General features: G+C 43.8%; 24 protein-coding genes and 1 riboswitch. Of the genes, 8 read left to right on the top strand and 16 right to left on the bottom strand.

Going from position 1 to position 23,143, the window contains the following annotated elements:
* Nucleotides 1–119: 119 nt before the first annotated feature.
* Nucleotides 120–752 (bottom strand): 4'-phosphopantetheinyl transferase family protein, encoded by a 633-nt coding sequence (locus ACE38W_RS21675; protein ID WP_375834615.1) that lies wholly within the window; start codon nucleotides 750–752, stop codon nucleotides 120–122.
* Nucleotides 753–892: 140 nt separating this feature from the next.
* On the opposite strand from ACE38W_RS21675, the gene ACE38W_RS21670 reads away from it, so the two are divergent.
* From ACE38W_RS21670 to ACE38W_RS21655, 4 genes are read left to right on the top strand one after another with little or no spacing between them, the layout of a single operon-like run.
* Nucleotides 893–1,453, top strand: a complete 561-nt coding sequence (locus tag ACE38W_RS21670) for an RNA polymerase sigma-70 factor (RefSeq protein WP_375834612.1) — start codon at nucleotides 893–895, stop codon at nucleotides 1,451–1,453.
* A 56-nt stretch (nucleotides 1,454–1,509) separates the two neighbouring features.
* Nucleotides 1,510–2,487: a FecR family protein gene (locus ACE38W_RS21665; protein ID WP_375834610.1), complete on the top strand. Its 978-nt coding sequence runs from the start codon at nucleotides 1,510–1,512 to the stop codon at nucleotides 2,485–2,487.
* Nucleotides 2,420–5,128 (top strand): carboxypeptidase-like regulatory domain-containing protein, encoded by a 2,709-nt coding sequence (locus tag ACE38W_RS21660; RefSeq protein ID WP_375834608.1) that lies wholly within the window; start codon nucleotides 2,420–2,422, stop codon nucleotides 5,126–5,128. Before ACE38W_RS21665 ends, ACE38W_RS21660 begins: the two co-directional genes overlap by 68 nt.
* A 2-nt stretch (nucleotides 5,129–5,130) precedes the next feature.
* Nucleotides 5,131–6,153, top strand: a complete 1,023-nt coding sequence (locus ACE38W_RS21655) for a DUF4249 family protein (protein ID WP_375834605.1) — start codon at nucleotides 5,131–5,133, stop codon at nucleotides 6,151–6,153.
* Between the two features lie 91 nt (nucleotides 6,154–6,244).
* On the opposite strand, the gene ACE38W_RS21650 is transcribed toward ACE38W_RS21655, so the two are convergent.
* Together ACE38W_RS21650 and ACE38W_RS21645 are read right to left on the bottom strand one after the other, a co-directional pair.
* Nucleotides 6,245–8,107 (bottom strand): M1 family metallopeptidase, encoded by a 1,863-nt coding sequence (locus ACE38W_RS21650; RefSeq protein WP_375834602.1) that lies wholly within the window; start codon nucleotides 8,105–8,107, stop codon nucleotides 6,245–6,247.
* A 56-nt stretch (nucleotides 8,108–8,163) separates the two neighbouring features.
* Nucleotides 8,164–8,523 carry a hypothetical protein gene (locus ACE38W_RS21645; protein ID WP_375834600.1) on the bottom strand — a complete coding sequence of 120 codons (360 nt, stop codon included), beginning with the start codon at nucleotides 8,521–8,523 and terminating at the stop codon, nucleotides 8,164–8,166.
* Nucleotides 8,524–8,789: 266 nt separating this feature from the next.
* On the opposite strand from ACE38W_RS21645, the gene ACE38W_RS21640 reads away from it, so the two are divergent.
* Together ACE38W_RS21640 and ACE38W_RS21635 are read left to right on the top strand one after the other, a co-directional pair.
* Nucleotides 8,790–9,896, top strand: coding sequence for a hypothetical protein (locus tag ACE38W_RS21640; RefSeq protein ID WP_375834597.1), 1,107 nt, complete (start codon nucleotides 8,790–8,792; stop codon nucleotides 9,894–9,896).
* Between the two features lie 9 nt (nucleotides 9,897–9,905).
* On the top strand, nucleotides 9,906–10,382 hold the full coding sequence (locus ACE38W_RS21635; RefSeq protein WP_375834595.1) for a polymer-forming cytoskeletal protein: 477 nt from the start codon (nucleotides 9,906–9,908) through the stop codon (nucleotides 10,380–10,382).
* Nucleotides 10,383–10,391: 9 nt separating this feature from the next.
* On the opposite strand, the gene ACE38W_RS21630 is transcribed toward ACE38W_RS21635, so the two are convergent.
* Together ACE38W_RS21630 and ACE38W_RS21625 are read right to left on the bottom strand one after the other, a co-directional pair.
* Entirely contained in the window at nucleotides 10,392–10,619 is a 228-nt protein-coding gene (locus ACE38W_RS21630; RefSeq protein WP_375834592.1) for a DUF3820 family protein, read from the bottom strand.
* A 96-nt stretch (nucleotides 10,620–10,715) separates the two neighbouring features.
* Nucleotides 10,716–11,384 carry a hypothetical protein gene (locus ACE38W_RS21625; RefSeq protein WP_375834589.1) on the bottom strand — a complete coding sequence of 223 codons (669 nt, stop codon included), beginning with the start codon at nucleotides 11,382–11,384 and terminating at the stop codon, nucleotides 10,716–10,718.
* 221 nt (nucleotides 11,385–11,605) lie between these two features.
* On the opposite strand from ACE38W_RS21625, the gene ACE38W_RS21620 reads away from it, so the two are divergent.
* Entirely contained in the window at nucleotides 11,606–12,079 is a 474-nt protein-coding gene (locus ACE38W_RS21620) for an Lrp/AsnC ligand binding domain-containing protein (RefSeq protein ID WP_375834586.1), read from the top strand.
* Between the two features lie 8 nt (nucleotides 12,080–12,087).
* Here ACE38W_RS21620 and ACE38W_RS21615 read toward each other — a convergent pair whose 3' ends face one another.
* The 6 genes from ACE38W_RS21615 to ACE38W_RS21590 form a co-directional block, all read right to left on the bottom strand.
* A complete protein-coding gene (locus ACE38W_RS21615; RefSeq protein ID WP_375834584.1) occupies nucleotides 12,088–12,270 on the bottom strand; it encodes a hypothetical protein in 183 nt (60 codons plus the stop codon).
* A gap of 240 nt (nucleotides 12,271–12,510) precedes the next feature.
* Complete coding sequence (locus ACE38W_RS21610; protein ID WP_375834582.1) at nucleotides 12,511–13,701, bottom strand: class I SAM-dependent RNA methyltransferase; 1,191 nt, start codon at nucleotides 13,699–13,701, stop codon at nucleotides 12,511–12,513.
* 18 nt (nucleotides 13,702–13,719) lie between these two features.
* Nucleotides 13,720–14,484, bottom strand: coding sequence for a type I methionyl aminopeptidase (map, locus tag ACE38W_RS21605; RefSeq protein ID WP_375834580.1), 765 nt, complete (start codon nucleotides 14,482–14,484; stop codon nucleotides 13,720–13,722).
* 105 nt (nucleotides 14,485–14,589) lie between these two features.
* Nucleotides 14,590–15,126, bottom strand: a complete 537-nt coding sequence (locus ACE38W_RS21600; protein ID WP_375834577.1) for an RNA 2'-phosphotransferase — start codon at nucleotides 15,124–15,126, stop codon at nucleotides 14,590–14,592.
* Between the two features lies 1 nt (nucleotide 15,127).
* Nucleotides 15,128–16,243 (bottom strand): acyltransferase family protein, encoded by a 1,116-nt coding sequence (locus ACE38W_RS21595; RefSeq protein ID WP_375834575.1) that lies wholly within the window; start codon nucleotides 16,241–16,243, stop codon nucleotides 15,128–15,130.
* A 70-nt stretch (nucleotides 16,244–16,313) separates the two neighbouring features.
* Complete coding sequence (locus tag ACE38W_RS21590; protein ID WP_375834572.1) at nucleotides 16,314–17,195, bottom strand: hypothetical protein; 882 nt, start codon at nucleotides 17,193–17,195, stop codon at nucleotides 16,314–16,316.
* A 135-nt stretch (nucleotides 17,196–17,330) separates the two neighbouring features.
* Nucleotides 17,331–17,552: riboswitch (cobalamin riboswitch) on the top strand.
* A gap of 135 nt (nucleotides 17,553–17,687) precedes the next feature.
* On the opposite strand from ACE38W_RS21590, the gene ACE38W_RS21585 reads away from it, so the two are divergent.
* A complete protein-coding gene (locus ACE38W_RS21585; protein ID WP_375834569.1) occupies nucleotides 17,688–18,824 on the top strand; it encodes a DUF5074 domain-containing protein in 1,137 nt (378 codons plus the stop codon).
* Between the two features lie 93 nt (nucleotides 18,825–18,917).
* Here ACE38W_RS21585 and ACE38W_RS21580 read toward each other — a convergent pair whose 3' ends face one another.
* The 5 genes from ACE38W_RS21580 to ACE38W_RS21560 all read right to left on the bottom strand — a co-directional run bounded on the left by ACE38W_RS21580 (nucleotide 18,918) and on the right by ACE38W_RS21560 (nucleotide 22,930).
* On the bottom strand, nucleotides 18,918–19,286 hold the full coding sequence (locus ACE38W_RS21580) for a YccF domain-containing protein (protein ID WP_375834566.1): 369 nt from the start codon (nucleotides 19,284–19,286) through the stop codon (nucleotides 18,918–18,920).
* A 1-nt stretch (nucleotide 19,287) separates the two neighbouring features.
* Nucleotides 19,288–19,770 carry a GNAT family N-acetyltransferase gene (locus tag ACE38W_RS21575; protein ID WP_375834563.1) on the bottom strand — a complete coding sequence of 161 codons (483 nt, stop codon included), beginning with the start codon at nucleotides 19,768–19,770 and terminating at the stop codon, nucleotides 19,288–19,290.
* The gene (locus ACE38W_RS21570) at nucleotides 19,770–20,225 is read right to left on the bottom strand and encodes a YhcH/YjgK/YiaL family protein (protein ID WP_375834560.1); all 456 of its coding nucleotides are present in this window, start codon (nucleotides 20,223–20,225) and stop codon (nucleotides 19,770–19,772) included. Before ACE38W_RS21570 ends, ACE38W_RS21575 begins: the two co-directional genes overlap by 1 nt.
* A 70-nt stretch (nucleotides 20,226–20,295) precedes the next feature.
* Nucleotides 20,296–22,263 (bottom strand): PAS domain S-box protein, encoded by a 1,968-nt coding sequence (locus ACE38W_RS21565; protein WP_375834557.1) that lies wholly within the window; start codon nucleotides 22,261–22,263, stop codon nucleotides 20,296–20,298.
* Between the two features lie 214 nt (nucleotides 22,264–22,477).
* Nucleotides 22,478–22,930, bottom strand: a complete 453-nt coding sequence (locus ACE38W_RS21560; protein WP_375834554.1) for a cold-shock protein — start codon at nucleotides 22,928–22,930, stop codon at nucleotides 22,478–22,480.
* Nucleotides 22,931–23,143 lie beyond the last annotated feature (213 nt).

The following is a 23,143-nucleotide window of genomic DNA, read 5'->3' as shown; positions in this document are numbered from 1 at the left end:
ACGGGATAAAAATTCTTTGCAATGGATTGCAAAACGTCACCAAGATAAAATTATAATCTGAAAATCAAGAGAATTTATGAAATATGGCTAGAAATCTGTTTGAGCAGAATTTTGTGAGGTTAGAAGAGATTTACTTTATGGATAACAGGTGGAAGATAAGCTGGAAAATCTGTGGCGATATGTGATTTATAACCTGGCAGCAGAAAGAGTTCCAGCAGTTGCCATGTTTTATGGTCCAGTAGTACCTCGTCTTTACTTACATCGATCAGTTGCAAGGGCAGGTGCATTCCTCTCCCATCTGCTTTGATAATGGCTTCTTTGCGCGTCCAATAATAAAAAAACCTGGAGTGGTCATGTTGAATGTACTGTAATTCATTGGGTGTCCAGATGCCGTCAAAATCGTCCAGGTCTATGGGTTGAATTTTTTCTATGTCAATACCCACCTTACCAGCGGTGGAGAATGCGCAGACAGCTACATCACCGGTATGGGACAGATTAAAGTCCGGGCAGCCGGGAATATAGGGCCGTTTATAATTGTCTGCCATTATTGTTTCCAATAGATTACCTGGGAGCTGATTGGCTTCCAGGGCGTGTTTCAGCAGTAGTCTGCTGGTCAATGCCAGGCCTGCGTCTTTAAAATGATGGTAACGGGTTACATAATCTTTGATAGCAGTTGGCATTGATGACAGGGCCGATTCGAAATCGGATAGTTGGTGTGGCGCAGTGGCATAGAAGACCTGTATCATGGTCATAAAGATAATATATTATTATGCGAAAAGGAGGCGTGGAAAGAAATTAGGCATGTAAAACAGTAATTATCAACTTATAGTTATAATGAAAAAAAACACTACATTAGCAGCATTCATTATTAATAAAATTCTTTGAAGGTTAAATGATTACATCACCTTCTTATCAAGCATATAAAGAGCTTTTTCATTCACTGTACAACGAGCTGTGTAACTATGCTTACAGTTTTCTGAATGATGATGCAGCGGCGGAAGACGTAGTGCAAGAGACATTCATTAAGTTGTGGCAGAAGCACCAGGACCTGATCGGTATTCCCAATATTAAAGCTTATCTGTTTCGCGCGGTACGTAACAACTCCATTTCGGCGTTGCGTAAGATCAATGTAGAGCAGGCACATAACAAGGGTTTTGAGTTACTAGCAGATTATAGTGAAGAACCTGATGAACTGGAAAAAGAACAGAGCAAGCCATATTACGAACAGCTGATTTACGAAGCCATAGAAAATCTGCCGCCTCAATGTAAGGAGGTATTTACCCGATGCAGGGTGAAAGGCATGACACACCAACAGGCAGCCGCCGAGCTGGGGCTTTCTGCCAAAACTGTCGAAAATTATATGGGTAGGGCACTCAAAATTCTGCGAAAGTACCTCTCTGCCTACGGCTTACCGGTATGTATGATATTTCTTGTTAATTTATTCAAAGACTGATAGAGGGATAACTTCCTTTCTGACGTTGTATAGATAGAGCACACTGTAGTTAATTTATGGAACCTAGCACCTTATATGAACTGATCACACGTAGACTGTCCGGCCAGATCAGCCCTGAAGAAGACCTGGTACTCCGTCAATGGACGGAGGCCTCTGAGGCAAACCAGGAAGAGTACGAGACGATAGTGAAAATCTGGAACGATAGTGCTACATCCCGACCTGCAAGGCAGTACAATACGCCTGCGGCATGGTTAAAGGTGGATCAACACATTCAGTCTTCATTACCTGCAACTGCCAAAGTGAGACCACTCTGGACCAGGTTTGCTGCAGCTGCAGCTATCCTGGCGATGCTTTCCGCAGGCGCATGGTGGATGGCTGAATCTTCTTCTTATAAAGTACATGAAGTTGCTGCCAATGAAGGAAAAATAAAGGACCTTCAGCTGGACGATCAGACCAGCATCAGCCTTCGCCCCGGCTCCAGCCTGAAATACAGCAACGCCTATAAAGGAAATAAACGTGTAGTAGAACTAACAGGTGAAGCATGGTTCCAGGTAGCTAGCGACGCCTCCCACCCTTTTATCATCAAAACACCTAACCACGACCAGGTAGAAGTGCTGGGTACTGCATTCACTGTTGAAACAAGCGATTCCGGTACCATCGTCATTGTTACAGATGGTAGGGTAAGACTGGGAAATGAAGCAGGAAACAATGGCGTCGTAGTTAGCAGCGGCAAAAAAGGCATCAGCAAAAATGGTATTCTCACCGCCGCAGAAAACGATGATCTCAACTTTTTAGCCTGGAAAACAGGGACATTACAATTTAATGATCTTCCACTTGTTGATATATTGCCACAATTAGCCGATTTTTACAGCAAAGTAATCAGGATCGACGAATCATACCAGAAGACTGCCGCTCAGCAAAGAGCTACCATCACCTTCCGGGATCAGACCTGTGATAATGCATTGCATGAATTACAACTATTGCTGGGCTTTAAATACAGACAAGAAGGCGACACGATTGTCATCAGCCAATAATTTCGTAAAACTCGCCTGGACCTTTACAACTTTTCTACTACTGCTATTGCCGTGGCATACTACCAGCGCCCAGCAACATAGTGATTCGTTGTTATCAGTTCCCTTCAGACCTGCTTCCCAACAAGGAAGCATTTTGTCGTATATACAGGAAATACAACATAAAACCGGTATCTCCATCTCCTACAGCTCTAATTTTATTCACCTGAATAAAAAGGTACAGCTAAACGGGAATGAGAAAACAACGGGTACTGTACTCAGTACCATCCTCCAGGGCAGCGGTATCCAGGCCGCAGCATTCAATGGTAAAATCTTTTTGCTCCGCGAAAACTCACAGACGCAATACTATACTGTCAGTGGCTTCGTAAAAGAAAACTCCAGTAATGAGGCCATCATCGGCGCTTCTATTTACGATCCCATTACCATGAAAGGTACCATCAGCAACGCCTATGGGTTCTTTACCCTACAGCTGCCGGATACCTGCCACCAAATCGTATTTTCGCATGTAGGCTATGAAACTGTAATACAGCCCCTTCCCCCTCCGGATGAAGGACAGCTGAATGTTTACATGTCTACCCGCAACTACCTCCAACCAGTTGTAATTAATGCGTCACCATCAGATTCCATCGTATTACATGCAGGGTATATCAATATGCCTGTATCGTATGTCAGCAGTTTTCCATCACTCCTTGGAGAAAAAGATGTACTTAAGTCATTACAATTTTATCCTGGCGCCAGCAGCTCCCTGGAAAGTAGTGCCAACCTGCTGATACGAGGCGGCGGTGCAGACCAGAACCTTTATCTGCTGGACGGCGTCCCTATCTACCATACGGGTCACCTCTTCGGGCTATTCTCTATTTTTAATGGTGATGCTGTTAAGGATGTATCGCTTTATAAAGATGCCTTCCCGGCAAAATATGCAGGCAGGCTTTCCTCTGTAGTAGATATCCGTACCCGCGATGGCAATATGAAAGAATGGCATGGAAGCATTACTGCAAGCCCTGTTTCGGCCAGCGCCCTGGTAGAAGGTCCCATCATAAAAGACAAAACCTCCATGGCGCTTACCCTTCGCCGCTCACTGGTAGATGCTTTGTATGGTGGTAATATCCTGAAAAACTACGGCAAATATTACCTCTATGATGTGAACCTGAAAGTGAACCAGGTGATCAACGATAAAAACAAATTATACTTAAGCTTCTACAAAGGCCAGGATAAACTACGTATCAGTAGCGACAATCCAGTTATACTCTTGTTTGATGATTATAACTTCGACTGGAGTAATATTACTGCTGCATTAAAATGGACAAGCGTAGTTTCTCCCCGTATATTCATGAATAATACGGTAACCTATAGCCGGTTTTATAATCTCTTCCGACAAAACTCTGTTATCCCATTGAGTGAAACAGATTCCATGTACGTAAAAGGACAGGGTATCTCCAGCATCAAAGACGTGGCGGTACAGAATGAAACAGAATATACCATCAACAATATTCATAAGCTGTCTTTCGGTGGCGGCTATACATACCACAACTTCTCACCTACTGCTTACAGCACCAACATATCCGCTGGAGAAGGTATTAAAAGACAGGCGCCTAAATATTTCATGTCGGAGGTAAACCTCTATGCAGAAGATCAGGTGACTTTATTTGATGATAAGCTGATACTTCGTCCTGGAATGCACTTTGGCGCATTACTGCAAAGTGGCTCCACCTATACGAGCTTTCAACCACGACTGATGGCGCGCTGGAAACTGCCGCACAATCAATATATAGAGGCATCCTATTCGAATATGACGCAGTTTATTCATCAGCTTACAACGCCGGTGATTAATCTGCCTACAGACCTCTGGGTGCCAAGTACGGATAATATCAAACCTGAACGTTCCTATAATTATAGCCTGGCTTACGAGAAAAAGCTAGACGACCAATGGCGCTTCAGTGTAGACGGGTATTACAAACTATTAAGCGATATCCTCACCACTAATACAGTGCTGAATATCTTCGATAATTCCGATCTCTGGGAGAAGAAAGTAATTTCCGGCACTGGCACCAACTATGGCGCGGAAGTATTGCTGGAAAAAACTAAAGGAAGATTTACAGGTATTTTCAGCTATACACTTGCCTGGGCATGGCGGCAGTTCGATCGTGCAAATGGCGGCAAAAGGTTTGCCTACAAAGAGGACCGCAGGCATACCATTTCCTTGGCGATGAAGTACCAGGTAAAAAAGAACTGGACAGTATCTGCTACCTGGAAATTTGCATCCGGCGCACCATTTACGTTGCCGCAGCAAATATTCCCGGACCTGGATTGGGCGCGACATATCAACGGTTACCTGGATGAACGCTACTCTCCTTTCTCTACTTATCAGGTAAATTATTTGCCATTCTTTAATGGGTTGAATAATTACCGCCTGCATCCAGTGCATCATCTGGACATCGGCACAAACATCTACCTGGGAGAAAAAACGAAATTCAAGCATATTATCAGTGCGGGCGTTTACAATATCTATGACCGAAACAATCCATTCATAGTGAGTTTCGACCAGTTTTCGTATTACAATTTTGACCAGGTATATCCGATACAGTTATACCAATATAGTTTGTTCCGAACTTTACCATATTTGAGTTATACATTTAAATTCTGATTATGAAGTTGCTGTTTTTGCCTGTTGTGTTATTTATGATGTTGCTCACTGCATGTGAACAGGAGCTGCCGCTGCCTTCCGCTTCAGGTACGCCCAGGATAGTAGTTTACAGCGAACTTACTGCCGGTCAGTCGCCTGTAGTAAGGGTTGGTAAAAGTAAAGTAGTAGGTCCGGGTGTCGATAATGGTTTCGACCTGGTAAAGAATGCCAATGTGCAGTTGATGACCAAGGATGGTAGTTTGGTTGAAACCCTCACCTATAGCAAGGATAGCAACAACCTGATGAGTGTGTACAGCGGTACTTCAAAACTCAGTGCTGGCATTAATTATCGTGTAATCGTGTCCGTGCCAGGGATGAAAGAAGCCATTGCTTCCGCCCTGATCCCACCAGCGCCAAGCGTTGTATTACATGACACTTTAAGAACTATACTGAATGGCCGTCCGGTGCTGAGGTTTAATTTCACCATTGCCCCACAACCAGGCGTGCATCAGTATATTGTGATGGAAGCGCTGAAACAATCTGCACAGATAGATATTTACTTTACGTATAATGGTGTACGTTATAACAAAGCCGAGAACGAAGACTTATATGAATCCGTGAAAAACCAGCCTGGCGTTGTGATCACAAAAGATACCACCTTCCTGGACGATTACCTCCGCATCCCAGTGTATACGCAGGATGAAAATGCGGATAACAACCAGATTGGTGGTTTGAATGAAAATTATAATTCTATTCTTTTTAACCAGACCTACAAACCTATCAACACCAATTTTTATATCAACGCTACCGCTTTGAGTTCGAGCCCACAAGAAGCCAATGCACCTAAAGGTCGTGTACTCGTTTACGTTAAATCTGTTTCAAATCAATACTATGATTTTCTGATGACGTATGAGAAAGTGAAGCGGAATCCGGGATTGAACAGTCTTATCCAGGCGATACAGTTAAGAAACAATCTTGTTGGCGGCCTTGGTATCGTAGGTGGTAGTAACCAGATATTGTATAGTTTGTATTATGATGAGCTATAGGGAAAATATTATGCGAGATAAAAAAATGGAGACCAGGAACCTGGTCTCCATTTTTTTGTAAGATAAGCAACTGATTATTTCGATGGATTTATCAGTTAGCTGCCTTATAAATATTATCTGCTCTATTGATATCTGCATCCCAGGTATCTCCCAATATTACCTGTTTTATTTTGCGGGAGGAAGTAAAAGCTACAGCTACCTGCTTGGCGCCACTCTCCCAGCAAGCCACCGTTCTATGAAATTTCCTGGAGCTACCATCATCAAAGGTAACGGTAACATCTACTGGAACAGGTTTGGTGCCTTTAGCTTCCACAATAACTTCGCATTGTTCATTGTCCTGCTTCACGGCTGCTATAGCCTGATCAGGATATCCGTTATCAAAGAACCAGCTTTGCCAGAACCAGTTCAGGTTGCGGCCGGCGCCGGCATTCATCGCATTAAAGAAATCGTAAGGCTGCGGGTGTTTTCCATTCCACAATGTGATATAATGATGTAAGGCTTTCAGGAAAAGGCTATCGCCCAGCAAGTCTTTTATATAGAGATAACCCAATCCAGGCTTAGGATAGGAATTAGTCATATAAGCATCTGAAAGTTGATTAGAAGGCGTCATGATGGGCAGGTCCTGGTATTTGCCAGCGATAGTATTGTAAGGCTGCATACCATAATCGTCCACGATGGTGCTGTCTATCATTGGTGAAATCACCCATTCGCCAATGGTTGCCCATCCTTCGTCCATCCAGGCATACATGGTTTCGTTTACACCCATATAGAACGGGAACATGGTATGAAAAATTTCATGATCTGTCAGTTCAATTGCCGCCGCCTTGTTGTTTAGCGGGTTATCATTGACCATCATGGGATACTCCATCTGGTCGAGGCCATCGAACACTGTTTCGTGGCTATAGGGATAAGGCCAGCGTGGAAAAGTATAGCTCATATGCTTTACTGTAGCGCGTGCAAAGCCGGCCACCTCAAAATAGTCTGCATGTTCCGGATTGAATACTGCATCTACACGTGTACGGCGTTTGGTGCGGGCATCTACTTCTACGCTGGAGGCCTGCCACAGATAGTGGTTGCTCAATGCGAAGGCGAAATCCATTACGTTTTTTGCTTCGAAACGCCAGGTGTTGCTACTAGGACTTTTGGTAATTTTATGCTCTTTGACATCAACACTATCTATCACAAACATGATTTTATCATTCTTTTCTGCTTGTGCTATTTTCTGTAAAATTTTAGGCTGGTAAACTTCATGTCCATTAACCAGATCGCCGGTAGCCCAGGCAGCGTAATCGCCAGGTGCGGTGATGGCTACGTGGAAATCACAGAAATCGTTATAGAATTCAGTAATGCCTGTATAGGGAATTCTATCCCAACCATTGATGTCATCATAAACGGCTATACGAGGAAAGAAATACGCGATAAAGTAAGCGCCGGTATCAATGGAGCCGGTACGTATATGCGTATTTTCATTGAGGATATAGGAAAAGTCCAGTTCCAGCTTCAGTTGCTTACCTGGGGCCAGCGCTGGCACCTGTACCGGCATATTGGTACCTAAGGATTTGGTCAGTAATATTTCTGTACCGTTGGCCCTGAAGTTTTTGATTACGACGCCATCGCTCAGATCATCTGGAGAGATGGGCATCCCATGAATATTCCCTTTCTGGTAAAGGTTGGGAAATAGTTTAAAGTTGATTTCCCTTAATGTATCCTGGCTGTTATTTGTGTAAATAATTGTTTCGGCGCCAGCTACCCGGTTAGTTTCGGGTGCAAACGAAACCTGGATATTGTAGTCTGCATGATTTTGCCAGTATTTGGCTCCGGGAGCACCGGATTCATTCCTGGTACCTTTCTCATAAGCCTGTTTAATGTTCAGTGGCATGTACAGCGGTTGCTGCGCCACTGCCTGCTGGATGGTAGCTGCCAGCAGGAATGATAATATTGCCTGTATCTTCATATAATTAAAATTACGGCATGCGCGGTAATGGACATCAAATGTAGGAAATATGGGCCTTATTGTCCACCTGGATTACTATGTGCCGTATCAGGAGTATTCCGGGTGCTGTCTACCGGAAGTTTCAACGTATCTGAAGGGTTCATATGCGAGCTGTCAGCGGGCAACACCTCTCCCGTGCTTGCTCTTTTTATGGGGGCAGTGGGGGCAGTGTTACGTTTGCGGGCATAGTCGTTGGAAAGGCCTTCTTTCTTCATGTCTTTCATGGTCTTTTTATCGAAGAGATATTGAGGATGCCTTTCAGGACGCAGGCCATCATCAAATTTAGATTCAGCTCCCATGGCGGGCGCCGAATAGATCTTGCGGGAGTTATTGCAGGCTGTTGTAGCAAACAGCATTATTAGTAGCCAATACTTCATGCTTTATCAATATAAAGTGAGCATGGGAAAGGGAAAGGACGCTATGGAACAAACGAAATCCTACAAAGATTTATTATTCTTCGGAGGAATAATCGGGTTATTTTGAAATTCAAATACCCTGTATTAAATTTAGCCTAAATTCATTGAATGGCATCCCCACTTGTCCTATTTATTCATAATTTCATAACCTATTCACAACGTCCGATGAAAGCCATGTATCGTTAATATCCAGGTACATATTTTATCGCAGTTATTATCACAACACTATGAAAGTATCTACTACCAGCTTCCCCAGCGTATTTGAGACAGCCTTTGGGAACACCGAAAACTCCAGTAAAGATTTACTGAACGGATTAAAAATCAAGAAAGATGATACATGGTATCTGGTCGGCAACATGGCCAAGAGAGGGGGCATTAATCCGGGGAGGGTTACCAATGCTTCTCCACAGGAGGAAGACTACGAGATACTGTTCAAAGCAGCTTTGCTGAATACCGTTGATAAAGTACAGCAGCCTATGGCGGTGACCATGGGCTTTCCATTCTCTACCTACAATATCTATAAATCTGCCGCAGAACAATTCCTGAGCAAAAGGCATTTCCTGGTGGATTATGATACCCAGACTTTCAACAACAAAGGTTCTTTCAAGAAAGGCATGTTTGATATTGAAAAATATGAGATTATTCCTGAGATCGTGGGTGGCATAATTGGTTTAAAGAAAACGATCAACGAGCCACAGTTAGATAATTTCATCGCTATCAGCTTTGGTTTTGGTACCATCGAAGGTGGTATGGCTACCGGCGACGGACTTATTCACCGTACCTGCTTCAGTTCTCATGGTATTAAATATGCGATAAATAACCTGACGCGTGAGCTGAACCAGAAGCATTACCTGGAAATGAAAAACGAACACCAGGTGGATGATGCCTTCATGAAAGGTTCGATCTTCACTAATCGTAAGCGAATAGACCTGCGCGATATGCGTAAGGGGGTACTGACCCAATATTACAAGGAAGTGGTTTCTCCACTGATGCGCCAATACTTTACTGACCTGGATTTCGAGACTTGTGAAAAAATCTACCTGATGGGTGGTGGCGCGCATTATAAAGAGCTCACAGATGCCTTTACAGAAGAATTCCGTGATTTTATTCCAGTAGAAGTTGCACCAGAACCTGAAAAACTCATTAGTGTTGGTTATCTTTACAACTCGTTAAGAATATCCGATAATAAACCTAATCGTTGTGTAGGGCTGGATCTCGGAAACGCAAGTTCCGTTATCTCCTACTTCGAAGATGACCATATTAAGCCGGCTGCAACATCGGCGTCTACAGAGGCACCGGCAGCAGCATCGGCTACGATTCCGATAAACCTGTAAATTGTTTGTGTGATTAACGTCAGTCATTTATTCCGCAACCTGATCTCTCCTGGCGCATTCAGGATTCCTAAGTCCGTATCTGTTAATGGCAGTATAGATGCTACTATTTCTGGCCGTATCGATGGACATATCCGTGGTGATGTAAAAACTACCGGGAAATTAATTATCAGTGAAAATGCCAGTATCCGTGGGCATGTATATGCAAGCGATCTGGTTATTTATGGAAAAGTTTATGGCGACGTTTATATCAGCAACAAGGCATATGTCACTACCAAGGCATTTGTCAAGGGAGATGTGAATGCAATGATATTAGAAATTGAAGAAGGAGCGGTAGTAGAAGGAGCTATCCGCAAGAACGTACAGGCGATACAGCAAACGGAGACTCCAATAACTGTAACGGCTATACCTGTTTCTGTGGAGCATACGCCTTCTGCTACTGCTACTATACCTGAAAATGAAGAAGATAAACCCACTTCCTGGTTTTAGTCCGCTACCCTATTTTTGTTTCAGGGGCTCCAGCAGATAGCCTAATCCATTCATTTTTATGACCAGCAATGTTTCCAGCAACATGCCCAATTTGCCGGCAGGGAAGCCTTTGCGCTGGAACCATTCCAAGTAGCTCACCGGAAGGTCGCACAGTACCGTATTTTCATATTTTCCAAACGGCATCTTCATAGTAACCAGTTGCTTCAGTAGTTCCGGGTTTGGTTGTGCTGATTCCATATTCGCTTTTTTTGCAAAGAAAAGGAAAAGAAATAAAAAAGCGCTGTAGGCTTTCAGCCCAACAGCGCCTGTATATTTGGATGAATGAAATGAAGATCATCGTTGCAGCATGCCTGCATTTTGCAATGCGTCTGAAACTGTTTTAGCAAACGCAGTTCCAAATGATGCCAGGTTACTGGGGTTATAGGTTTCTGACTGTCCAGACCATACCAGCTGGCCGTTTTTTGTGAGGTCATATAAATTGCTCTCCAGGAAATATATTTTATCTGTGGTATAATATCCTGGCGAATACGTGGCGCCATACATGTAACCGTAGTAACCCCAGAAGCTACCATACCAGCCATAAGCAGGATATGGTGCATACATCATGGTGCCGGGTACATATCGTGTTTCTGACTCCTTATTGACAAGAGAAGTAGTAAGTACCGCTGTGTAGCCTTCTGAGCGGATCTTATCTGCCATTTCCTGCTTGGACGCCTCATTCTTAGGATCGAAATTAGGCGGGAAAAGGTCCAGGCTCTTACCAGTAACGATACCCTTTTTAGCCAATGCGCTGGCAAGGTCAGTCTCTATTGTTTGCCGGGCGCCGAGGTTCGATGACAGACTAGCTATCAGCACCTTGTGATAACCTGTTGGCGCAGCATCATTCCCTTTCCAGGTGCCTGTCATGTGTACGGTGGTGCCACAACCACTCATCAGCAGCACGAAAACCAGGGAAAGAAGAAGCTGGGCGCTGGAATAGACGGTATTATAACGGGAAGACATAGTTGTAGATTTAGTTAAAAGATTTGACAATCACAGATGATTGCTACTTTAACAACACTGTCGTATGTAAAATGTTTATGTAATTGTCTCGTATAAGCGTCTCCGTTACACATATTTACTTTTTCCTATCTACTTGATTTCTCTTTGTTGATAAGATATAATTTTGATATTTTTGCAAATAATTAGTTATTTTTAGATAAAATCTAAATCGTAGTATAAAAATGAGCCATCAGTTAAATATTGACAAATTAGACCTACAAATTATATCTGAAATGTCTAATGATGCCAGCATCTCCTATGCTGAATTAGGCAAGAAATTGTTTGTTTCCGGTGGCACGATCCATGTACGTATCAAGAAGCTTCATGAAATGGGCGTTATTAAGGGTACCCGCTTACAGGTAAACTTGCGTGCCATTGGTTATGATGTGCTGGCATTTATTGGTATATATCTGGAAAAAAGTTCCCTGTATGAGAATGTTGCCAAACAACTCCTGAAAGTCCCTCAGATTGTGAGACTTAACTACACTACCGGCGCCTACAGCATGTTTGCAGAAATCATTTGTAAAGACAGTGCTGAGCTTCGTAAAATTCTCCAGGACGACCTTCAGCATATCAAAGGAATAGAGCGGACAGAAACCATCATCTCACTGGAAGAAAGCTTCTCCCGCCCTATTAATGTGAGTGCTGCCTTGTAACTTGCCATTCAGCTGATCATCTGATTTCTTGATTTACGTTGTAACCTTACAGGTCTGAAAAAATACAGCCTGGTATTGTGAAAGGTAAATCCATCTTCGTTGCCTACAGCAATAAATGGTTTTGTTTCAGGTGCGAAATCTTCGTGTGCGAGTAAAGTTTTTCCTTTACGGAAGAAATTAAATTTGAACATAGTACTGGTTTTGCCCTGCAACCGGCGCCACCAGCGAGTAGCGGGTTACAGGAGATGATTAAATGTTGTTGCAGGATCTGGGTCCATGTTGTTTATTTTTTACATTGCAAATGTAGTATAGCTCATTAGAGATATACATTAGAAAACAGATAGTATTCAATTAGAAATTTATTAGAAGGTATAAAAAAGAGAGGTCCCTACTACGTAGAGACCTCTCTTTTTTATATTCCCATTGAAGGGCTATGCGTTGGATTCAGCTGCTTGTTTGCGTGGATCTCTGGTACCGGCATAGAGTTCATACTCCAGTAGTCGGCAATCGATCGTAGCATTATAAAACTCTATCCTGCGTTTGGCTTTGAGTCCAATTTTCTTTGCCAGGTCAAGGTTTCCGGTAAAGATATATCCGAAATAGCCACCGCATTTCTGTTTCATGAAATCGCCGATACGGCCATAAGTTTCTTCCAATGCTTCAATTTCACCGAGGCGCAATCCATATTCAGGGTTCATGAATAACACGCCGTTGGCGCCTGCTGGTACGTTAGTAGCAGCGAAATCGCATACCCGGAATTCTATCATATCTGCAACGCCGGCAGCACGGGCATTTTTACGTGCATTGTTGATGGCCTGTTCACTCAGGTCGGTAGCAATGATACGGAGTCCGGGTACTTCACGGATTTGTTTCTCCAGTTTGCCACGTTCTTCCTGATAAATGGTATCATCATAGCCTATCAGGTGCATGAAGCCATAATTATCACGGAAAAGGCCTGGGCGGCAGTTAGTTGCTATCAACGCTGCTTCAATGGCCAGCGTTCCGGAACCACACATTGGATTAATGAATGGTGCTTTCCTATCCCATCGGCTAGCCAAGATAGTGGCTGCTGCCAAGGCTTCCAGCATAGGGGCACGGCCAGGGATTTTACGGTAACCATGGCGAGCCAGTGAATCGCCGGAAGTATCGATAAATATTTCAGCACGTTCATTTTTCCAGAAGAGGTTCACCACAGCGCCTGTCAGCTCTGCCCCTGTAGATGGGCGTTTGCCGGTTTTCTCGCGCATACGGTCCACGATCGCATCTTTCACACGCAGGTTCGCAAACATGCTGTTATTAATCGTTTCGTTGAGTACGTTACTGGTGATGGAGAAATAGCCATCTGGCTTCAGGATCTTTTCCCAAGGGTATGTTTTCAGCTCATTGTAGATTTCGTCGGCATCTCTGGCCTCAAATTGTTTGAGACTATAAAGCACCTGACTACCACAGCGCAGATTTAAATTGAGCCGTATACAGTCGTTAATGGTGCCCTGAATGCGAACCCCGGTAACGAAAGTTTCTTCCGGCTCAAAGCCCAGTTCACGAACTTCCTGTTCCAGGTAAGGTGTTAGGCGTTTATTACAGGTAATAATAATTGCGCCCTTTGTAGTATATAAAGACATAATGGGCGCAAATTACAATTAATTCCAGATTTCGTTGGCGGATGTCAGAATGATAGGCGCCTTATCTGTTACAATGATAGTATGTTCATGTTGTGCCACATGACCGCCTTTGTTTCCAACCAGTGTCCAGCCGTCGCTTTCCTGGTTAGCATAATCGGAAGAAGTGGAAATAAAAGTTTCAATAGCTACCACCGAAAAACGTTTAAACTTACTCTTATTTGCACGATCGTAGCAATTGAGAATATCTTCCGGAGATTCGTGTAAACTTCTGCCTACACCATGTCCGGCGAGGTTACGTATAACACGGTAACCAGATTTACGGGCTTCTGTTTCTATCAGTCTACCGATATCGCAAATCTTTACACCTCCATGAATAGCATGGATGGCTTTATAGAGGATGTTGCGGGAAGCCTCTACCAATGGCTGATAGCCATGGATATCTTTTCCAACAACAAAGCTTCCGCCATTATCTGCCCAGAAACCGTTATACTCTGCGGAAACATCTATATTTACCAGATCTCCTTCCTGAATGATTTTATTGGCACTGGGAATACCATGTGCTACTTCATGATTAACGCTGATGCAGGTCCAGCCTGGAAAGCCGTAAGTCAGTTTAGGAGCCGACTTAGCGCCTTGTTTATTGAGCAGTTGCCCGCCGAAATCATCTATCTGTTGTGCAGTCATACCTGGCTTAGTATAGTCCCGCATCTCTTTCAGTGTTTTGGCAACAATCTCACTGATCCGCTTCATTCCGTTTAATTCATTCTCGGATGTAATTGACATAACTCAGGTGTTTTATTAATTTTGAAATGGGCTAATCCTGTATGGTTTTTCAACAATTACGAATATCCGCAATTCTTTCCAAACTACATGATCTCTCATCAATAATTAAGCCCACTCAATGTACTTAACCGGTACAGCATCTGTCAGCCAAACGTTGTTATCAGAGCAATAAAACAGGTATCCATCTCTGTGCATTTGCCCGCTCCTTATTGTCAGTATAGCAGGAAAACCATGTCTGGCCCCTACTTTGGTCGCCATTTCCTTATCAAGACTTAAATGCACATGATGCCTGCTCATCTTTTTTAGCCCATCCGTTTTTATCAGCTGAATAGTGCGGGAGGCGGTGCCATGGTAAAGGAATTCAGGCGGTTCCTGCGGTTGCAGGCCTAGTTCAACGCTAATACTGTGGCCTTGATTGGCCCTGATCCTGTTGTTCGTGGTATCCAGAGAGAAGCGTTGTTTTTCGCAGGTGGCTACAATTTCCTGCATCTCATCAAAGGTTATCTTCTTTCCTGCTTTTTGCAATAACACATTTACATCTGCCCATCCCTGGCTGTCCAGCTCCAAACCAATGGAAGCTGGATCATGCCGGAGAATATAACTTAGAAATTTACTTTTCGTTTTCTTTTGTTGTTCGGTCATATTATATTTTAACAATTATGTTCCGCTTATACATTATCTGAATTGGTATCCAGATAAGGAATACGAGGAACAAGGCGGAGGCCAGTGATGCATTGTATGGAGAAAAAATATTCCCGAATACATCATTGTTTAGCCAGGCCTGTAAAGACTTTCCACTTCCGACTGGAATGGAGCTTAATAATTTTGGCACTAACGCGGAGAGTACATACGCGGTGATGGCATTTCGTCCGAAGGCGACGAATGGTTCCAGGTACCTGGTACGTTGCTGAACGTCTATGAGCCAGTAACTGGTGGCGAGGGCCATAGTGGCTAAGCCGCCTGTATAGAGCACAAAGGAGCTTGTCCAGAGTGATTTGTTGATAGGGAAAAACTGGTCCCATATCAGCGCCAGTATTACGGAAATGAATCCATAAACAAACATCCAGCTTACTTTCACTGCATCTTCCCTATCCTTTCTACGCAGCCAGGTTCCTACCAATATTCCGAATAAGCCTGTGCTTACAGCAGGCATAGTACTCAGCAATCCTTCCGGGTCCCAGGTTTTGCTTTGTGCCCAGAGATGATTTGTGGTAAATATTAATCTATCTAACCAGGCGCCCAGGTTGTTTTCTGGTTCCAGGTTAGGATACCCTACTCCTGGTACTGGCACGAAGGTCATCAATACAAAATACAGTAGTAATAATCCACCGAAAGTCCAGATGATGGCCTTTCTGCTGCCTTTAATAAACAATACTGCAATGATGGCGAACACCAGACCAATACGCTGTAATACGCCAGGAAAGCGCAGTGTATCAAAGTGCCAGTTGGACATCATCCGCAAGGCCATGCCTATCAGGATCAAGATCAATCCACGGCGCAGGGCATGCAGGATAAGTGATGTATGATTGGCAGGATCTTCTTTCTTTGTGCCCATGGCATAGGGTACGGAAACCCCTACTATAAAGAGAAAGAAAGGAAATATCAGGTCTGTTGGCGTACAGCCGTTCCATTTACTGTGTTCCAGTGGAGCGTATACAAAGCTCCAATTTCCCGGGTTATTAACCATTATCATGGCTGCTACAGTGATGCCCCGGAATACGTCCAGCGACAATAGTCGTGTTTTGGTTGATGTATTCATGCAAAAGGTTATGAAGATCACAATTTAAATAAATAATTGAGAGATTTCCAACCTTTTACAGTAGCGGTTATCAGGCCTTCTTTAGCTTTTTGAAGGTCAGGTAACCTAATACACCAAGGATCACAAATGGCCAGATGCTGATCAGGAAAATAATGATATTTCTTAGTAAGTCTGCCCCATCAATCATTGCCATTTTTAGTTCTGTACCAAATCCTGCTTTGTTGATGGCATCCGGGTTTACGACCATCTGCACATCTGCCTTATCTGGTTGTACGAGGGCAACGGTAATCGAGGCATTGTTGACATCATCGATGATAGCCAGATTGCTGAGCTGGCGATCAATCTTCTCATTTTTCTTAGCGTCATTATAACTGGCTGCATCGGCAGAAGAAGTTTTCTTATCAGCGACAACAGTTGATGGCGTGCTATTATTACGAAGGGCATTAGACAGATAGTTCAGTGTTTTATCTTCATCCTTTAAGGTACGGTGATCGATATACGTAGCCATACCGGTGATCACACGTACCACAGAATCCAGGCTGGACACAGGAACTTTCAATTGTATATCTGCCGCGGTCGTATAAATTTTTACTTGCCGGAGTGAATCAGTTGTATACGGTAAATACTTTTCATTCCTGGATTGCGTGTATTGATTACTGTTAACGATTACGCCATTTACAGCGTGGGTTACATGCTCAATGGTATTAACGGCATCGAATACACTATTGACGCGGCATTGAATATCAGCGCTACGAATACGCTTACGGGAAGCGGAGTTCAACGACGCGATATCATTTTCGAAAGCCACAGAATCAGCAGCTTCCGTAATAGCATTTGCGTTCACTTTACTTTCTGCTGTAGCATCAGCGCTATGATAACGAGCGGATGGTCCTGCCGAACAGGCAGCAAGGGTCAGGGCGGGTAAAACCCACAGTGGTATGGAGTAACGCATGATTAGGTCGTTTCCCCTTTATACCTGAAACACCTTTCAGGTAACCCTCTATTTCCTTAAATTTTTCAAAACAAAATTTGCCTGGATAAGCAGACATCACAATCAGCAGTTTGTTTTTTATGAATAGTTGACGTAGGTTTGCGCCTCGCAACTGGTTGTTAAAGTCGCACTGACTGTAACATTAAAAGGGAATCCGGTGCAATACCGGAGCTATCCCCGTAGCTGTAATCCTGGTTTTCATCTCACAAGAAAACCATTTTTCGGACAACTTCTGCCACTGTTTCTACTACTTAGAAACGGGAAGGCCCGCCGGAAAAAAGGAGAGCCAGAAGACCTGCCAGCTTGCATCCGTCTTGGCGTTTTCGGGAGAAGAACATATAAGACCAGTACCTGATTAACGGTGCTACCTGAACTCATGAATTCCTGTCAATTACTGCAATATCGCGAGTTGCATGATTGCCTTGGCATTATATGTTTCGTAAAAATCAAGAAATGAAAAAAACTGTACAACTGATGCAAAAGCTGCGTCATATCAATTCCGGCAGCCTCTTACGTAAACGCCTATACGGCGCTATTTTCCTTGCTACAGCAATCTCTCTGGGAGCATGTCATAAAGATGACAACAACATTGGCAGCACTCCTGCCAAATACGAAGGTGGTTTCTTCATTGCCAATGAAGGTTGGTTTGGTCATGAAAATGGAGACCTTCATTTTTACACCTATGCTGGAGATTCTCTGCAGACCAGCGTTTACAAGAAAGAGAACCCTGCCGATAGTTTAGGAAAACCTTCCAACTCATTGGAATTCGCGACTGTTTTCAACAACAAAATGTATATCGTAGTAAAAGCTGGTGGCCCATTGGTAGCAACAGATGTACGCACCATGAAAGAGACTGGCCGTGCTGCTTCCCTGCCTAAAAACGATGGTCATGCCTTCGTAGGCATCGACCAGTACAGAGGCTTACTCAGTACCGGCGATGGCGTATATCCTGTTAGTCTGACAACTTTATCTATTGATAAAAAAGTGGATAGCATCAGTGGTTATGTAGGTGATATGATCGTTGCTGGTAAATATGCTTTTGCTTTATCACAAACAGATGGTATCGTAGCCATCAACACCGCAGATTATAAATTTGCGAAACGTTTTGGAAAAGCTAACCAGGGCTTTGCCATCTCTAAAGATGGTACGGTATGGGCAGCCACCAGCGATTCACTGATTTCCATCAACCCTGCTACACTGGAAAGAACTGGCTTTAAATCTGGCTTTACTGTATCTTCTCCATGGGGTGCATGGCGCCATGCAAGCATCTCTGCAAGCACTAAAGAGAATGTGATCTTTATTAGTCCAGGTGCTGGTTTTTCTGGCGGTACCAAAGTATACCGTTATATGATCGGTGATCCTACATCTCTTGCACAACCATTTATTACCCTGCCTACTGGTCAGTATTTCTATGGTTCTGCTATTGGTTATAATAAATCTACCAATGAGATTATTGCACTTACCATCAACGGTTCTATTACAGGTAATATCAACCGGGTACTCTTCTATGATGCCAGCACTGGTGAGCTGAAGAAAACCGTTACTTACAATGGATGGTACTTCCCTGCTATGCCGGTATTCCTGCAATAATTGCTTTATATCCATCATAAGAAAGGGCTGACCGGGAAATATTCCGGGTCAGCCCTTTTCAATAGCAGTCTGTGCTTCGTATATATAGAAGGGTTAGTACACTACTTTACCAAAAGGGGCAAATGTCAGCGTCATCAGCTTGAAATGCTGGCGAGCAAAAGGTATGCCGATGATAGAAATAGCCAGCAGGAAGCCAAAGACAAGATGCCCGAGGGCAACCAACAGGCCTCCTGTGAAAATCCAGATGATATTGAAAATAGTAGCGAGGCAACCAACAGGTGCGTTTCCTTCTCTTACCTGAGCGCCAAAAGGCATCAGCGTAAGCAATCCGATTTTAAAGAATTGGATACCGAAAGGAATACCGATGATGGTAAAGCAGGATAATAGGCCTGCAATAAAATAACCCATCGCACAAAAGAAGCCTCCAAAGATTAGCCAGATTATATTACCGATGAGGTTCATGTTACAATGTTTTCAGCATCCAAATGGTGCAGGCATCGTGACCTGAATTACCTAATGGCGCTGGTAGATAATCGAAACCATTTTTTTCATAGAGCGCAATAGCGCGAGTCATCTCAGAAAATGATTCCAGGTAAAGACTGGTATATCCTTCTTCCTTGGCAAACTCATATGATTTCTCCAGCAATTTAACACCAAGTCCCTTTCCTCTGGCCGCAGGAGACAGAAAAAAACGAACCAGTTCGGCGCAACCTGCAGGTAGGCCGTTGGTTGGGAATATACCACAGCCACCTAATATTACGCCTGCATCTTCAGCGATGGCATACCTGGAGCCTGGCGTCTGGAATAACTGGTAAAGGTTATCTGTTGTGGGATCGGTGTGGGCTGTACCTTCTGTGGGCACATCAAATTCCTCTATGGAACGTCGGATAATTGCCGCCATTACCGGGTTATCTGCTGGCACAATATCCCTGAAAATTACACTCATTATTGTACACTGATTTTTATAACTACTTTTTTAACGGGTACAGGACCGTTTACACGAAGGTTTGGCATATGCAGATCAGTAGGAAAAAAGATGGCAAACTGACCTTGTTTAAGGATGGTATAGAACGCAGGTTTCTCTGCAAATAACATATAATCCTCTGTTTCGCTGTAGGCGCGTGACGGGGTTTTATCTCCCAGAAAATCATGGCCTATACGTTCTTCTCCTGCAGCAACATATTGTACATCGATGTATTTACGATGTGATTCCATCTGCTCACCTGCTTCTTCGATGCTATCGTATTCATTGACGATGGCGAAGATATTATCACCGTCAATTTCATATTTGCCTTTGGCAACGGCATTAAAATCCGTTTGCTGGAGGTATTCGAAAGCCTTTACAAACTTAGCGCCAAGGCTATCGTAACGTGCTGCATTCTCTAATGTATCAATAATCATAATAACGAAAAGTATAGATTGGAAAGATACAGTAGTTTTTGCAGCATTAATATTTTTTTGCAGGAAATAATCAGGTGGCTGGCAGATAGACATCAATCTGCATACCGCCTTCGGGGCCGGTGCATGCGGTGATCAGGCCTCCATGGGCTTGCACTACTTTACGGCAGATGGCCAGTCCTATGCCAGTTCCGGCGCTGTATCCTGCATGACTACCATTATAGAAGATGTCGAATATTCTTTCGCTGAGGTGCTTATCGATACCAGGACCATTATCATTGATGCGGATGCGCAGGTATTTATGTTCTGGTTGTAGTTCAGGGAGCAGTTGCTGTTCGGTGCGTGACAATGCGTTGCAATGCACGCGTACTAGTGGCGGCTGGCCTGCAAACTTCAAGGCATTGCCTATTATGTTGTGAAAGAGCCGGTACAACTGTACCCTTACGCCTTTTATACAAGGCAGAACATCACGTTCAATGATGGCTTCTCTGGCGTTGATCAGTGGTTGATAATCGTCCAGTACCTCCTGTAAGATCAGGGCCAGGTCTACAGTGGCTGGTGGTGTTGTTTCTCGCGTCAGACTACAATATTCCAGTACGTCATCTACCAAAGTACTCATACGGGAAACGGTATGTACGATTTTATTGAGCCATGGTAAAGCGGCGCTGCCAGCGGTGGTATGGGTTCTGGCAATATCTGCATATAGCAGCATATTTTTTAGTGGCACCTGCAAATCGTGGCTGGTCATATCGGCAAAATCCTGCAATTCTTTGTTGGAGCGCTCTAGTTGTGTCATGGAACGCTGGAGATCTATCGTTTTGCGAGAGGCTGCCTGTTCCAGTTCTTCCATGAGTGTATGCGTTTCCGTTATATCGGAAATAGTGCCTACCAGTCTTTCCGGTTGTCCCAGTTCATTACAGTGCACTTTAGCACGAAGGCTGATCCAGCGAAGGCTGTCGTCATCATAGCGGATGATGCGGAATTCTGCTTTCAAGCAGCCCTCGTTGATGCCTTTGATGGCCAAATTCATTTGGTCCCGGACCTGGTTTACATCTGCGGGATGGATGCGGCTATAAAAGACATGCATGTTTACAGGCATGGCGGCAGGTAAGCCATATATTTTACGGCTGATAGCCGATAATTTAAGATAGCTGGTCAGTACATCCAGTTCACAGAGTCCAAGATTGGTAGCGGCTACGGCCTGCCGAATGCGTTCTTCTCCTTCCCTTGCCATCAGTTGCAATTTTGCGGTAACAGCTGCATTCCTTGCTACCAGCACATATCCCTGTAGTTCATCTGCCACAATAATCGGCGACATGCTCACATCCATTTCTACAGTACGCAGGTCTTTTGTTTGGCAATGAACATTCATACGTTTATGTTGCCTTGTAGCAGTTGAGTCCTCGTTGGCGGCAATCGGAAAAACATCTGCTTGCTGAAATACCCCGCTGATATGTTTGCCGGTGATTTCTGCTGGAATATAACCGAAAAGCTGTTCAGCGGCCTTATTCCAGGAAGTGATCAGCAAATCATTATTCACGGTGATAATTACTTCGCTGGTGCTGTTGATGATGGCGCCAGCAGATCCGTTGTTACTGGGTTGCATGACACCAGGTTGCCCTACTACGCATAGAGCGGCAAAGGGTTGATGTTCTTTATTGTAAAGGAGACTGGTATTCATTTGTACCATGCGTTTACTGCCATCATTTTTTTCGAGGATGATGGCTTTGCCTATGCATGGCTGTTGGTGCAGCAGTGTATGCGCTATTGGAAAGGCGGAATCATCCAGGGGCTTACCGCTGGTAGAAAATGCGCGGCGGCAAACGCACCATTTGTCGAGGTCTGGAAACGGTACTCTTCCGAACAGATGTACGGCATGTCTGTTCCATACGCGGATAAATCCATCTGTATCGCAGATATAAGCGGCTGCGGGAAAGGCTTCCAATAATGCGCGATAGTCCACGCCATTCTCTTGTAGTTCCGATTCAAAAGACAATCCGGCCGTCAATTGATGCGGCTCGTTGATGAGCATATTTTTCATACGTGGGCGTTGTAACCATGGAATAGGTTTAACCTCTCCTTTTCCGTGGCAGAATTTAAACAGGTACGAACATCAAATCAACAGGTAATGCGGGAGGAAGGGCCGGCCTGTATGGCCGACAGAACTAGCAATAATATTCTCCAGCCGGTACGGCCAGATGTAAATACAAAATACAGTATGGCATGCTTAGCAATAAAGAAATGGCTGGCTGCTGTTATCTCAGTAATTTTACTTTGATGGCAATAGGGCCTTTAGGGCCGGAACCAATTTCAAAAGAGACTTTTGCATTTTCGCGTAACGGATCCTGTGATTGATTTACATGAACAAAAATACTTTCTTGACTCTTCGCATCCTTGATAAATCCAAATCCTTTTGATTCATTAAAGAAGGTAATAACACCGGTACGTTCAATTTCGGGTACTTCCTCCTGTTGGCGTGCTACACCTATCTGTATATCTTCTGCATTAATTTCTCTTCTTTTAGAGGGATCAGGTGGCGTGCTGGTAATGTTACCATTTTCATCAAGATAGGCCATCATATCTTCTAAACTCTTTCCTTTATTACTTTTGGCCTGTCTTTCGCCTTTACGCTCTTCTTTGGCCTGCCGCTTTTCCTGTTTCTTTTTTTCAAATTCTTTTTTGCCGAAGGTTTCCTGTGACTTAGACATAATTAAAAACCGGTTTTTATACTACCCGTCGGGGTGAAGATGCGACGTGCGAGGTTACCGGGTGTTTACGAATATAAGAAATTCCTTCCTAAATAAAACATCCTTTCATTTTTCTTAACCTACATAATTTTAACACCTTATACACTGCGCTGTAACCGCCAGTACAATATCCTTTTTATTCCAGTGGAAATAACCGAAATTAGGAGGACTAAA

It is taken from the genome of Chitinophaga sp. Hz27, assembly GCF_042263525.1.
Classification (GTDB): domain Bacteria; phylum Bacteroidota; class Bacteroidia; order Chitinophagales; family Chitinophagaceae; genus Chitinophaga.
Note: the sequence above shows the minus strand (reverse complement) of the source record. Positions and strands in the feature narration are given on the sequence as shown.

Bases quoted from the DNA above. Each gene is read 5' to 3' on its own strand.
- ACE38W_RS21585 (WP_375834569.1), top strand. From the start codon at position 17,688: ATGAAAAAAACTGTACAACTGATGCAAAAGCTGCGTCATATCAATTCC.
- ACE38W_RS21590 (WP_375834572.1), bottom strand. From the start codon at position 17,195: ATGCGTTACTCCATACCACTGTGGGTTTTACCCGCCCTGACCCTTGCT.
- ACE38W_RS21640 (WP_375834597.1), top strand. From the start codon at position 8,790: ATGAAAGTATCTACTACCAGCTTCCCCAGCGTATTTGAGACAGCCTTT.
- ACE38W_RS21615 (WP_375834584.1), bottom strand. From the start codon at position 12,270: ATGTTCAAATTTAATTTCTTCCGTAAAGGAAAAACTTTACTCGCACAC.
- map (WP_375834580.1), bottom strand. From the start codon at position 14,484: ATGTCAATTACATCCGAGAATGAATTAAACGGAATGAAGCGGATCAGT.
- ACE38W_RS21560 (WP_375834554.1), bottom strand. From the start codon at position 22,930: ATGTCTAAGTCACAGGAAACCTTCGGCAAAAAAGAATTTGAAAAAAAG.
- ACE38W_RS21670 (WP_375834612.1), top strand. From the start codon at position 893: ATGATTACATCACCTTCTTATCAAGCATATAAAGAGCTTTTTCATTCA.
- ACE38W_RS21645 (WP_375834600.1), bottom strand. From the start codon at position 8,523: ATGAAGTATTGGCTACTAATAATGCTGTTTGCTACAACAGCCTGCAAT.
- ACE38W_RS21595 (WP_375834575.1), bottom strand. From the start codon at position 16,243: ATGAATACATCAACCAAAACACGACTATTGTCGCTGGACGTATTCCGG.
- ACE38W_RS21655 (WP_375834605.1), top strand. From the start codon at position 5,131: ATGAAGTTGCTGTTTTTGCCTGTTGTGTTATTTATGATGTTGCTCACT.
- ACE38W_RS21675 (WP_375834615.1), bottom strand. From the start codon at position 752: ATGACCATGATACAGGTCTTCTATGCCACTGCGCCACACCAACTATCC.
- ACE38W_RS21570 (WP_375834560.1), bottom strand. From the start codon at position 20,225: ATGATTATTGATACATTAGAGAATGCAGCACGTTACGATAGCCTTGGC.
- ACE38W_RS21630 (WP_375834592.1), bottom strand. From the start codon at position 10,619: ATGGAATCAGCACAACCAAACCCGGAACTACTGAAGCAACTGGTTACT.
- ACE38W_RS21565 (WP_375834557.1), bottom strand. From the start codon at position 22,263: ATGAAAAATATGCTCATCAACGAGCCGCATCAATTGACGGCCGGATTG.
- ACE38W_RS21600 (WP_375834577.1), bottom strand. From the start codon at position 15,126: ATGACCGAACAACAAAAGAAAACGAAAAGTAAATTTCTAAGTTATATT.
- ACE38W_RS21650 (WP_375834602.1), bottom strand. From the start codon at position 8,107: ATGAAGATACAGGCAATATTATCATTCCTGCTGGCAGCTACCATCCAG.
- ACE38W_RS21580 (WP_375834566.1), bottom strand. From the start codon at position 19,286: ATGAACCTCATCGGTAATATAATCTGGCTAATCTTTGGAGGCTTCTTT.
- ACE38W_RS21665 (WP_375834610.1), top strand. From the start codon at position 1,510: ATGGAACCTAGCACCTTATATGAACTGATCACACGTAGACTGTCCGGC.
- ACE38W_RS21625 (WP_375834589.1), bottom strand. From the start codon at position 11,384: ATGTCTTCCCGTTATAATACCGTCTATTCCAGCGCCCAGCTTCTTCTT.
- ACE38W_RS21575 (WP_375834563.1), bottom strand. From the start codon at position 19,770: ATGAGTGTAATTTTCAGGGATATTGTGCCAGCAGATAACCCGGTAATG.
- ACE38W_RS21610 (WP_375834582.1), bottom strand. From the start codon at position 13,701: ATGTCTTTATATACTACAAAGGGCGCAATTATTATTACCTGTAATAAA.
- ACE38W_RS21620 (WP_375834586.1), top strand. From the start codon at position 11,606: ATGAGCCATCAGTTAAATATTGACAAATTAGACCTACAAATTATATCT.
- ACE38W_RS21660 (WP_375834608.1), top strand. From the start codon at position 2,420: ATGAATTACAACTATTGCTGGGCTTTAAATACAGACAAGAAGGCGACA.